7 protein-coding genes are annotated in these 13,580 nt (G+C 43.9%); all 7 read left to right on the top strand.

Translation table 11 applies throughout. The annotated features are described in order from the left end of the window. Positions 1 to 32: 32 nt before the first annotated feature. Positions 33 to 968, top strand: a complete 936-nt coding sequence (locus tag AAA970_RS24185) for a family 43 glycosylhydrolase (protein WP_338239469.1) — start codon at positions 33 to 35, stop codon at positions 966 to 968. 19 nt (positions 969 to 987) lie between these two features. Then, positions 988 to 4,074 (top strand): SusC/RagA family TonB-linked outer membrane protein, encoded by a 3,087-nt coding sequence (locus AAA970_RS24180; RefSeq protein WP_338239468.1) that lies wholly within the window; start codon positions 988 to 990, stop codon positions 4,072 to 4,074. Between the two features lie 16 nt (positions 4,075 to 4,090). Beyond that, positions 4,091 to 5,905 (top strand): RagB/SusD family nutrient uptake outer membrane protein, encoded by a 1,815-nt coding sequence (locus AAA970_RS24175; RefSeq protein ID WP_338239467.1) that lies wholly within the window; start codon positions 4,091 to 4,093, stop codon positions 5,903 to 5,905. Positions 5,906 to 5,953: 48 nt separating this feature from the next. Next, positions 5,954 to 7,138, top strand: coding sequence for a glycoside hydrolase family 5 protein (locus AAA970_RS24170; protein ID WP_338239466.1), 1,185 nt, complete (start codon positions 5,954 to 5,956; stop codon positions 7,136 to 7,138). A 9-nt stretch (positions 7,139 to 7,147) separates the two neighbouring features. Continuing rightward, entirely contained in the window at positions 7,148 to 7,933 is a 786-nt protein-coding gene (locus AAA970_RS24165) for a glycoside hydrolase family 16 protein (protein WP_338239465.1), read from the top strand. A gap of 3 nt (positions 7,934 to 7,936) precedes the next feature. Beyond that, complete coding sequence (locus tag AAA970_RS24160; RefSeq protein WP_338239464.1) at positions 7,937 to 9,868, top strand: T9SS type A sorting domain-containing protein; 1,932 nt, start codon at positions 7,937 to 7,939, stop codon at positions 9,866 to 9,868. Between the two features lie 380 nt (positions 9,869 to 10,248). Continuing rightward, positions 10,249 to 13,512, top strand: coding sequence for a carbohydrate-binding protein (locus AAA970_RS24155; protein WP_338239463.1), 3,264 nt, complete (start codon positions 10,249 to 10,251; stop codon positions 13,510 to 13,512). Positions 13,513 to 13,580: the final 68 nt, after the last annotated feature.

The following is a 13,580-nucleotide window of genomic DNA, read 5'->3' as shown; positions in this document are numbered from 1 at the left end:
TTTATATAATTAAAAATAAATATTAATTACCCATGCAGTATTTATACTTTTTTATTACACTGTTCGGATTTTTCATCTCACCAATGTTTTGTTCCGCTCAGGCTCCAATTTTCACCGATTTTTTTACGGCGGATCCTTCAGCACGTGTTTTTAAGGATACCCTGTATGTGTATCCTAGCCATGATCGGGATAGTGCCCGCTGGTGGGATATGGAGGACTACTATGTCTATCGGACCACCGACCTCAAGCATTGGGAAAATGCGGGTAAAATTTTAAGCCTGTCAGATATTGACTGGGCAGAAAAATATGCCTGGGCTCCGGATTGTATAGAGAAAGATGGTCAGTATTATTTTTATTTTCCCACCGATCAAAAACATATCGGTGTCGCCGTAGCAGATCATCCTACCGGCCCTTTTAAAGATGCTTTGCAGCGCCCTTTACTTTCCATTTCGGATCCGGGCGTGATTTGCGATCGTGATTTTATCGATCCTTGCCCATTTATTGACAAAGACGGGCAGGCCTATTTGTTTGTCGGGCAAAACACCCTGAATATCTTAGAACTAAATCCGGATATGGTATCGCATGAAGGTAAAATTCACATTATTGATAATTTACCTGATTTTTTTGAAGCGGTATGGATGCACGAACGGCAGGGGATTTATTATTTGTCCTATTCAGGACATGGAAAAATATATTATGCCACCGCTGACCATCCTACCGGCCCTTTTACTTTTAAAGGCCCAATATTAGGGGAGGTGAATAGTGGAACGAATCATCATTCCATAGTGGAATTTAAAGGTAATTGGTATATGTTTTACCATACAAGTGATTTAGCCCTGAGCAAAATTCCCGCTGATGACCCCGAGCAGCAGTATGTGCAGTGGAGGCGTTCAGTTTGTATGCAACAAATCAAGTATTTGGATAATGGTGATATTCAACCAATCAATCATATGACTCCAAAATTTTAACTTAACTATTTTTTTACTTATGAAAAACGCATTTTACAAAATGCTGTACCGTATTTCGCCGCGGCTGATACGGATAGCTTTCGCTTTTTTGATTATCAGTGGATTAGGACATGCCTCTGTGTATGCGGAGCCGTTACAGGAGATTTCTATCAGCGGTCTGGTGACGGACGCCAATGGGGAGCCGCTCCCGGGTGTCAACGTCATTGAGATGGGAACCACCAACGGAACGAGTACAGATTTGGATGGTAAATTTATCCTGGCGGTACAGGGGCCGGAATCCTCCCTGATCATTAAATTTTTGGGCTATAAAGAAATCAGCCAGCGCGTGGGTAATCAGAGCTACTTCACCTTTACCTTAGAGGAGGATGTGGAACAGTTGGAAGAAGTGGTAGTGGTGGGTTACGGTACTCAGAAGAAGGTCAATGTTACCGGGTCTTTGGCGGCGGTGAAAGGTGGGGAGATCGCAGAAGTGCCTACCACGACGGTTACTAATACTTTAGCCGGTCGGCTTCCGGGTGTAGTGATCATGAACCAGTCCGGGGAGCCCGGAAACGATGGTGCCAGTATTAACATCCGGGGTTTTGGCAAGCCATTGATTTTGGTCGATGGAGTTGAAGGTGATTTTAGTAGAATAGAACCCAATGATATTGAAAGTATTTCCGTCCTAAAAGATGGTGCGGCAGCCATTTATGGTGCTCGTGCCGGTAATGGAGTGGTATTGGTAACGACCAAAAGAGGCGGTGTGGGTAAGCCGCAGGTAAAAGTTTCCAGTGCTTATGGAGTGCAGAGTTCTACCACTTTCCCGGAATATGCGGATGCCTTGCAGTATATGGAATTGGTGAATGATTACCAACCGGGCACCTATGGGGAGGAAGATTTTGAACCTTATCGCAATGGCTCGAAAAAAAGTACGAATTGGTATGATGAGACCTTCCGAAAATCAGCACCTATTTTCAAGTCTAATGTGAACGTTTCCGGCGGAACCGAACAGGTAAAATATTTCGTATCCTATGGTTTTCTGAATCAGGCATCCTTATTAAAAAGTAATGACACCAACTACGGGCAGCATAACTTGCGTTCAAATATTAATTTGGCTTTGAATAAAAATTTGGATTTGCGATTTGACCTGGCTTACCGAAATGAACGTCGTGAGTACCCCGGTTTAGGCATGCAGGATATTATGACCAATGTAGCCTTCTCCAATCCAATGTATCCGGCTGAATATCCTGATCCATCCTACCCGGTACATAATGGTTTCCAAATGGGCCCCAATTATTTATCCAGGGCTGATGTAACAGGTTATAAGCATAATGATTTTGCCAATTTGACCGGAAACTTCGCTTTAGAGTATAAATTCCCATTCCTGGATGGATTGAAAGCGAAAGCTTTTGGGAATATTAATAGCTGGAATACAAGAGATAAGAATTTCAGTAAAGATTATAGTTACTATATGTTTGATCCTACTTCAAATATTTATAGTGAGGTAGTGATGAAAGATGTAACAGGGATTTCCCTAACAGAGGGATATGACAGAGGCCAAACTTTGACAGGGCAGTTTTCTTTACATTATGATCAGACTTTTGGCAAGCATACTGTTTCTTCGATGTTATTGAACGAATTGATTGATTCAAAAGGAGACTACATCATGACCGGCCGTCAGGACTTTATCAGTAGTGCCGTAGATCAGATTTTCGCCAGTAGTGCTTTAACCCAATATACCAATGGGTATGGATGGCAGGATGGTAGAGTATCTTTGGTGGGACGTGTAAATTACAATTATGCGGAAAAGTATCTATTGGAATTTACTTTTCGGAATGATGCATCACCTCGCTTCAACCCGGATCATCGTTGGGGTTTTTTCCCTTCCTTATCAGCAGGATGGAGATTGTCCGAAGAAGATTTTATCAAGTCATTAGGATTGTTTGATAATTTAAAAATACGTACCTCCTATGGGGAGTCAGGATTTGACAATATTGGCCAATACAACTTTTTAACGGGTTATCAATTTGATCGGGTATATGCACTCGGAGGCAATATGACCCCGGGAATTAATACCAAAGGTTTGGCTAACCCTTATGCCACCTGGGAGACCATGACCATGTATAATACCGGTTTGGAATTTGATATGTGGGGAGGGAAATTCTGGGGTGAATTTGATGCGTTTTATCGTACAAGAGAAGGGATTTTAGGGCAACGTAACCTGTCTTTACCGTCTACCATTGGCGCGACTTTACCGGATGAAAATATTAATTCTCAAAATAGCCGTGGTTTTGAATTGATGTTAGGTCATCGGAATACCATTGGGGAATTTCAGTATAATATTTCCGCAAATGTTTCCCTGGCCAAAGCCAAGTGGGATCACTATGATGAACCGGTGTATGAAGACGAGGAGACCCGGGCACGTTACCAACAGTCCGGCCAATGGGTAAATCGATACTTTGGCTTTGAGGCCATGGGCTTATTTACCTCTCAGGAAGAAATTGATGGTTGGGCGAATCAGGAAATTGATCCCAGTGCCGGACATAATGTAAATATCAAACCCGGAGATATTCGCTACAAGGATATTAATGGTGATGGCGTGATAAATGAACTGGATCAGGTAGCTATCGGTAAAGGCCAAATACCGGAAATATTTTATGGTTTAAATGCCGGCTTCTCCTACAAAGGGTTGGATTTCTCAATGTTATGGCAGGGAGCTTCCGGTTTTAATGTGGTCTTTAATGCGGAGGCACAACAACCGTTTTACAATAATGCCGTTCCATTGGCGATGTTTATGGATCGATGGACGCCGGAAAACAATGATCCCAATGCACGCTTTCCGAGAACAGTGAGTAACTCCGGAAATGCCAATAATTATCGAAATTCTTCCTTCTGGTTACAGGATGGATCCTACTTCCGACTTAAGAACTTAGTAGTGGGATATACTATTCCTAATCAGTGGATAAAAAGATCCGGAATAAAAGATTTACGCTTTAATATTTCAGGATCTAATTTATTCACTTTCACCGATGTGTACCCCTATGATCCGGAAACTCCAGTTGGGGGCCGAGGATGGGATTATCCACAGCAAACTACACTAATGTTAGGTATGAATTTCACCTTCTAAATGCTAATTTTTTGATATGAAAAAGTTAATTTTTAATATATTATTAGTGTCCGTATTGGCCTCTTGTTCCCATATTTTGGATAAAACGCCATTGGATATTATCAGTGATGAACAGGTTTGGAATGACCCCAACCTCATCCGCGCTAATTTAGTCCAAATTTACAGTCAGGCACCTACCAGAAGACTTTTTAGCTATGGTTTCCCCTGGGGAGGGGATTGGGATGATGGGAATGCCGAACCGGCGCGGGAGCCTGGCTCCTATGTCGTGATTTCAGATGAAGCGATGGCATCCTATTCCTGGGTGGAATCTCGCATTCGTAATCGCGGAGGCGTACAGCGCAATGATGAGTTCATGAAATACTGGGATTACAAAATTATTCGAAACTGTAATGAGTTTCTAGAAAAAGTTACCGAAGGAAATATCCGGGAGGAAGATAAAGATTTATATAAAGCGGAGGTCAGGTTTTTACGTGCCTTTGTTTATTTTGAAAAGGTGAAGCGTTACGGAGGGGTGCCACTAATTCTTCGCCCACAATCACCGGACGAGCCGGAGGAAACCTTATACCCGGCACGAAATACAGAGCAGGAGGTTTATGATTTTATTATTGATGAGTTAACGGAGATTTCTGAATTGCTGCCCTCCCCGGCAGATATGGAAAAAGGAAGAGCTAATAAGTATGTAGCCTTATCGCTCCTTTCCCGCGTAGCCCTATATGCAGGGAGTATTGCCAAATACGGGCAGGTGCAGCTGAATGGATTATTGGGCATTGGAGCAGATGCTAATAAATATTTCCAAATAAGCCTGGATGCTTCCAATAAAGTCATCAATGAGGGAGGCTATGTGCTCTACAATAATTATGAGGATAAAGCGGAAAATTATCAGCGTATCTTCTTAGATGGTGGTAATCCGGAAATTATTTTTGAGCGGGAATTTGTGGGGAATGGGCTTGGACATAATTTCGATTATTTCAGCGTGGTACAGGGATATGGCTCCGGCTGGGGATCGTATTTGAATCCTACCCTGGAGATGGTGGAAGCTTATGATATGGTGGATGGCTCCGATGGCAAGATTGACTGGGAAAATGCCAGCGGCACGATGGAAGAGATCTTGGCGAATAAGGATCCGCGCTTTCATGGCACGGTGTATTTCCATGGCAATTTTTATAGTGAGGAGCCTTTGGCCATACAAATTGTGGAAGAGGACGGAAATTTATTGGATACCGAACCCGGGGAATGGCGGGAATGGCAAACAGATAAAGGAGAAACCAAGTGGGTGCAGAATGTAGGAAAGAATGCTTTTCCATTTAGTGGTGATGGTACCAAAACGGGTTTTTACATCAAAAAATTCATTAATGTAAGCGATTTCCGGGTGCCTTTTCACCAATCCCCAACCAACTGGGTGGAGTTTCGATTAGCAGAGATTTTACTCAACAAAGCAGAAGCGGCTCAGGAACTTGGGCAAGCCGGGGCATTAGAGGCGGTGAATCAATTACGTGACCGCGCTGGAGTGGCCTTGCATACTTCCATTGATATGGATAAAATCCGAAAGGAAAGACAAGTGGAGCTGGCTTTTGAAACGCATCGAATTTGGGATTTAATTAGATGGCGTGAGGCGGAGCATGTCCTGAATCAGGAATTACATGGAGTATTACCTGTACTAAAAATGCCAGAGGATGAATATCGTTATCAGGTATACTGCTGTGATGCACGTGAAGAAGGACTGGATGCTTCCGTGCCGCGCTTCTTCAATCCGGATCGCATGTATTATTTACCTTTTGGCGAATCAATCGTCAATAATAATCCTAAGATTTTAGAAAATCCCAATTACTAATAATCAGAGGGTGAATGGAAGTTCACCCTCTCTTCTCCATTTTTATCTATGCGACGATTTATATACTTTTTTATTCTTCTCCTTTTGTTGGCTTGTGGCAAGGAAGACCCCATTACGCCTGATTTACCCGAAGCGCCTGAAAACCCTGAGCTGCCGGATACAACTGGGGTATTGAGCCAAGTGCCTAAATTTCGAAGGGATCTTTTGTCGAAAGGGGTGAATTTGGGACATTGGTACGCACAGGCTACAATTGATGAATCCCACCTAAGAGGTCGATTCAGTCCACAGGATTTTGATTTCATTCAAAAGAGTGGTTTCAAGCATATTCGCCTTTCGGTATCTGAAGAGGTTTTTTTTAATGAGCAGCAACCAGCACAACTTCACACGCAGTATCAGGAAGTTTTGGAAGAGCATCTGAATGCCCTGATAGACCGACAAATTGGTGTTATTTTCGATTTACACCCCACTGATGGTTTTAAAGAAAAAGTGCATTATGAGCCGGGTTTTGCTGATAAAGTAAGCATTTTTTGGGGAGCGATGGCGGCGCATCTTAGAAAGTATGATCCGAATTATTTGTACTTAGAGGTGATGAATGAACCCTGGGCAGAAGATCCAACGGCCTGGTATGCCGAGCAGGCGAAATGGGCGGCGGAAATCAGGGAAAATGCGCCGAATCATACCATTATCGTGGACGGCAATCTGCAGGTGAAAAAAGATGACTGGGATGATGTCCGGGCCTTCCTATTGATGGAACCACTGAAAGACAAGAATATTGTATATAATTTACATTTTTATCAGCCGATGCAATTCACGCATCAGGGAGCCGTATGGGGATGGCATGTTTTACCTCATATCAGTGGCTTGGAGTATCCCACTAATGCGAGCAATGCAAATAAAATAAAAGAGGGAGCGCCTGATAATATTGAATTAGGTTGGGCTATGGATAATTATGTAAATGATAATTGGGGTCGGGGGAAAATTTCAGAGGTTGTTGCCCAGATAGGGGATTGGTCGAAGCGGTATAGTGTGCCGGTGACCGTCAATGAATTTGGGGTCTATAATTATGTGACCCCTGAAAATAGCAGAAAATTATATATGAAAGATGTACGCACCCTATTGGAGGCGAATGATCTCGGGTGGAGTGTTTGGGAATATGATAAAGGATTTCAGGTCGTGGACCGGAGCTCGGGCATTCAATTTTTACCCGAAATGAAAGAGGTATTGGGATTTTAATTTATAATTATGAGAAGTTTAGTGTTTTTATTTTTTGGTTTAGCACTCCTGGCTTGTGAGCAAAAGGAGCATGCTTCTTATCTAATGACCTGGTCGGATGAGTTTAATTATCAAGGCTTGCCTGATTCTACCAAATGGAATTATGAGGAAGGCTTTGTGCGGAATAATGAATTACAATATTATACGGTTAAAGACCTCAATAATGTAGCGGTTCGGGATGGTCACCTTGCGATTCAATTGCGAAAAGACAGCGCCGGGAACATCACCTCCGGAAGTTTACATACGCTGGGAAAATTTGAATTTACCTACGGCAAGGTAGAAATTAGAGCTAAAATTCCCCATGGTTTGGGGACCTGGCCGGCACTTTGGACTTTAGGCACCAATATCAAAGAGGTCGGCTGGCCTAAATGCGGGGAAATTGATATCATGGAGTTTGTGGGGTATATGCCGGATACCATCCACGGAACGGTGCATACTCAAAATTATAATCATACCACTAAAACAGATCGTGGAGGCCACTTTTATATGCATGCGCCCTGGGAGGATTTTCATGTTTACTCCATGGAATGGTCACCGGAAGAGATCAGAATTTTTGTGGATAATCAACAGTACTTTTCCATATCGGATGATGGCAGCGGGGAGGATAGCTGGCCTTTTAAAAATCAGGCGCATTATCTATTGCTCAACCTGGCTTTTGGAGGATCCTGGGGCGCTCAACAGGGACTGGATTACAGCATATTTCCACAGGAAATGCTGATTGATTATGTGCGTTATTATCAACTCCAAAGTTTGTAACTGATGAAATTATTTTTTGCCACCCTGCTAAGTTTTCTTCCTTTTTTCTCCTTGTTCTCTGCACCTGTATTGGTCACTTTTTCAGTGGATATGAAACATCAGGACAATTTTGAGGGGGTGGGAATTCAAGGAGGAGTAACCAATTGGGGCGATTTGGTGGTGTTAACCAATGAGCCTGGAACTACCATTTATAAAGGTACCATAACCTTGGATACTGATGAAAATAATTATTCTTATCGATTTGTTAAATTGAATATTGACAACAGCTTCAAAACCTGGGAGGAAAATATTCCATCAGAGTGCACTTTCGATTGGTCGGATGGCCATCGGATTATTTATCCACCCACTCAGGACACCATCTTACCTACCGTATGTTATGCGGCTTGTGCAGCCTGTCAGGATGAACCCGGGGATGCGAAGGAACCTGTAAAGGTGACTTTTCAGGTGGACGCCCAAAATTTGGGAGACATCTCGGGTTTGGGTTTGAATGGAAGCATTAATGACTGGAGCGGCACTATTGAAATGGAGCAAATTTCCGGCTCCACCATTTATCAAGCAACAGTGGAATTGGATCCCGAAGTTACTGGTTATACTTATCGATACACTATATTGGATGCGCAAAAGCAAAGCCTTTACTGGGAGGATGTGCCTGATGACTGTCGTTTGGAAAATGACGATAATCGTTGGTTACCGACGCCCGCTGAGGATACTGTCCTGACCGCCATTTGTTATGGAGAATGCGCGGAATGCGAGCCTGCGGATACGGAGGAAGGAGATTTTATCCAACTTCAGGTTAACATGAAATACTTTCCGGAATTCAAATATCCGGCAGTCACTGGGGGTTTTAATGACTGGGGTACACCCATTCCCTTAAATCAGGTCGGTACTTCCTCCATTTATTCGGCCAAAGTGCCTTATGCTGATAATAATAATGGATATGCTTATCGATTTGTAGCACTCAATGAAAGTGGTGAAATTATTTATTGGGAGACGGTACCGACCGATTGTGCTTTAACAGGGGATGAAAATCGATGGTTTCCATTACCAGCAACCGATACTGAGGTGGCGCCGGTTTGTTTTTCCTGGTGTAGAGATAGTCAGGTGGATGATCAGGTTTTTGAAGTAGATGTTTTAGCCCATGACAATGGTGAAGTGTTGGGTGTGGGGCATTATTTCGAAAATCAGCAGGCGAATTTAAACGCACTTCCTGAGGAAGGATATGTTTTCAAGGGTTGGCAGGTAAATGGTGAAACGGTATCCAATGATAATCCATATCAATTTAACGTAATGAAAGACCTGCAGCTTTCCGCCCTGTTTGCACCTTTAGCGGAGGAAAATTTAAAGATTACTTTTTCTGTGGATGTGGCCAATTTGGAGCAGGTATATGCGGTAGGCTTAACGGGAGGGATTATTGATTGGGGAACGCCCATAGAGATGACCCAACAAGCCGATGCCGGCAGTGTTTATGAAACAACGGTAAGCCTCCCTTTAGCGGAGGCCAATAATATCTACACCTATCGTTTTGTCACGCTTTCACAGGCGAATACCGTGGCCCTTTGGGAAGATGTGCCCCTGGAATGTAGGTTTGAAAATGATGAAAACAGATTTTTTGAAACCCCTGCGGTCGATTTAGTTTTGCCTACGGTATGTTTCAGTTCCTGTGACGAATGTAAGGAGTATATTTTGAACACTTCCTCTGAACTTCAGGTGAAGGTTTATCCGAACCCAGTAAATGAGTTGTTGCGCATCATTCCATTCCATCATCATCAAGGGATGGCCATTTCGATTTATGATTTGCAGGGGAAGCGGCTGTTGGAAGACGAGTTTAAAGCTTCAGAGTACCTGTTGAATGTGGGTTCACTTCCTGCAGGTATTTATTTATTAGAATTGAGACAAAATGATAAATATAAAGTGCAACAGTTCATTAAATATTAGAAATAGTTCAAATTTTTAACATATACCAATATCTGTAGTAAGACTAAATTCATTTCTAACTCCTAAAAAATTGCTGATATTTTTTGAATAGCATCCTTTTGAAAGGTTTGTTGCCCATGGCCCGCTGGCTTTATGGGGGTAAGGTTTCGTTTGGCTTTCAGGGAGACGACCTTTCGAACGGGCTGTTCATTTTTTTTATCTTCATGTGTGTTTATACATGCTCTTAAATCCTTCCGGAAATTCGATTTTTGTAAAAAGCGTTGCCAATTATTTTGAATCTGTAGCAAGCCTACGGATGAAAAAATTCCAAAATCGCTTCCACTCATTCGGATTGCCTAGGGACAGGAGGTATTAAACGCACCCTAAAACTTTAGAAAATTATGAAAACAAAAATCATGGTTTTACTCCTCTGCCTCGGAATAGCCTGGGGAGTAAATGGTCAATCCTATCAATGGGATAATGTGATTGTTGGTGGTGGAGGGTATGTGACGGGTATTGCGATTCATCCAAAAGTCAAGGATGTCGTCTACATGCGAACTGATATTGGCGGTATTTTTCAATGGAGTAGTGCCCAGGATCGCTGGCTACCTTTATTTGGGTGGATTGATGCCGATCACGATAATCTATATGGTGTGGATGGTCTGGCACTGGATCCCAATAATGCGCAGGTTATGTATGCCACGCTGGGCAAATATCCTCTTTACGAGGGGGGAATTTATAAATCTACCGATGGAGGGGTTAACTGGAACAAGCTTCGCGACGAGAAATTTGCTTCCAATATGAAGTTTCGAGAGGTAGGGGAAAACATTATCGTTGACCCGAACAACAGCCAGGTGGTGTATGTCGGTACCCGGCTCAATGGTTTATTACGCAGCACCGATGGAGGGTCTAATTGGTCCACGATCGGTTCGGTGAGCAAAGGTTATGTGGGGGATCCGGCTAATTACTGGGAGCAGGCGAATAATCCGATCGGAATTCGAAATATAGCGATTGACCCTAGCGAAATATCCTCCGGACGCTCGAGAAAAGTCTATGCCACCGTTTATACCGAAGGGGTTTATGTGAGTAATGATGGCGGAAATTCATTCAGTAAAATGAATGGAAGCCCTTCGGATTGCATTCGCACGGTGGTCAATAATCAAGGGCATTTATTTGTGACTACCGAGGACGGCGTGTACCGTTACCGGGGAAGCTGGGAGAAATTGAATGTTAATACGGAAGGCTATAAGATGTTTAATGGCATCTCGATAGATCCTTTTAACCAAGACAACCTGTTTGTCAGTAATGGCCGACAGTTGTGGTGGCAGAAACAATATTTGAGTCAGGATGGGGGCGACAGCTGGCAGGAATACAGTGCTTTTAATGGTCGAATGGAAGTACATGATCGTACCTGGCATGCCGAGGATTTGGGATTTTTCCAGGCCGCTACCGCGGACATTGCCTTTGATCCCCATCAGCAGGGGCGGGTCTATACCACCGACTGGTACCAGGTATGGAGAACCGAGAATTTGTATGAAGTGCCTTCCCATTGGTATAATGATGTGAAGGGACATGAGGAGATTGTAGTCCTGGCTTTATGCAGCCCGCATGAAGGCGTTCCTTTATTTAGTGGGCAGGGAGATGTGGTGGGCTTTCGGCATGACAATCAATTTGAAGTACCGACTAAGCGACTGACTACCAAAGCCGAATGTACCGGTATCGATTATAGTGAATCACAAACCCAACATATGGCCCTGGTTTCCGCCAGCGATTGGTATGGGGCGAATACCCAAATTTTCACTTCCTCTAATTCCGGTGCGGATTTTTATGCCGTTAATCAACCCGCTGGTGCATTGAATGGGAAAATTGCCATGTCGGCTAATGATCCTCAAAAGCTGGTTTATGTTTATGGCAACGCGGCCCCTTATTATTCCACTGACGGTGGCCAAAACTGGAAATCCTCTTCCGGGGCTCCGACGACCGCCCTTACGACCACTTATATGTATCAATATGATGATCCGTTAATTTCGGATCGGAAGCTAAACAATACCTTCTATTTGCTGGATCGGACTCAGGGTAAGTTGTATGAGAGTAATGATGGCGGAGCGAATTGGTATACCATCAATACCGCAGGCCTGGTGAGTAGTGACCAATATGCCAATTTAGGAATTGGCTGGGGTGATTATGGGGATTTGATGGGGGTGAGTCAGGGCAGTGATGGTCTTTGGCTCTCCAATGATCGCGGAAGGAGTTTTACGAAGAATAATTACTTTGAGCTGGCCCGGATGTTTTCTTTCGGTGTGGGCCAACAGGCTACAGGGATGCCTGCCATTTATGTTTACGGTAAGCGAAATGGACAGTGGGGCGTTTTTATTTCTGATGATTTTGGAACCAACTGGAGAAGAATCAATGATGATTTAAGCTATGTCGGTAATGCCCCGACCATGATGAAGGGTGATCGTCAAACTTATGGAAAAGTGTATGTGGGCACCAATGGCAGCGGCTTATTTTACGGAGCCCCTACGGATGATAACAGTCAAAACACCCCTTATCAGGGCTACCGGAGAAGTATACCCGGAACCCTGAAAGTGGTGGAATATGATGAAGGTGGTGAGGGCGTCGCCTATCATGATACGGATGCCTCCAACAATGGGGGGCAATTTCGGTCTGATGGAGTGGACATTGAAAGTTGTAGTGAAGGAGGTTATAATATTGGCTGGACCGCAAGTGGAGAATGGTTGAAGTACAGCCTAAAAGTAGAAAGTGCAGGGAGTTATCAACTTACTGCCCGGGTAGCTTCTGCCATTTCCGGCACCAAGAGCCTAAAAGTGGCTTTAGCCGGGCAGACTCAAACCGCCAGTTTCACTCATGCTGTTGGGTGGCAATCCTGGCATGATCTGGACCTGGGCACTTTCAACCTGCAACAGGGGCAGGTGGAGTTAACCCTCGAAATGCTTTCTGCTAATATCAACCTGCAGTCCCTTACGTTCTCAGCGAACACGGCTTCCTGTACTTATAATTTAGTGAATCCGAATTTTGAAGCCGGGGAGCTCAGTCCGTGGCAGGGATGGAATAACGGACTGGAAACCAATGCTGCTCATGTTTATGAAGGCAGCTATGCCGCCGGGACGTGGTGGGGCGGACAGTTGTCTAACACCCTTAGTGAGTTGGCCCCTTCGGTAGATTATCAAATCAGTGTATATGCCCGTAATCTGGAAGCGGGAAAAAATGGGCAATTTCTGCTTAATGATGCCAATGGCACCATCGCTAGTGTGGACATTACCTCCACCAGCTGGCAGCAGTACACACTCAGCTTTTCCACCGGAACCAATCCCTCTTCCCTCACTGTGGTCGCTAAAGCTCCTGCAGATGCCATGGCGGTATTTGATGATTTTCAGCTTTCCTGTTCGCAAAATCAGCGGAGGGAAACTGAGCCTGCTGCATTCCTCATCACGAATCCGGTGGATCAACAACTTCGGTTGACCATTGAGGAGCAACGTTTTCATCAATGGCAAATCCATAATGGGGATGGCCGACTAATGATCAAAGGTGAATGCCAGCCGGAAACCATTATTTCCACTGCAGGCCTGCCAACTGGGCTTTACTTTATCAGCCTTATGGGCGCTGAGGAGGTGCTGACGGAAAAATTAATTATTCATCATTAATCCGAAAGAAGCAAGCGATAATCTTTGCTTCGCTGCAAGCTGGAAAAAAAATAGACCTTTATTTTATG

The organism is Persicobacter diffluens (genome assembly GCF_036244895.1).
GTDB lineage: Bacteria > Bacteroidota > Bacteroidia > Cytophagales > Cyclobacteriaceae > Persicobacter > Persicobacter diffluens.
This window is presented reverse-complemented; position numbering and strand designations above follow the sequence as displayed.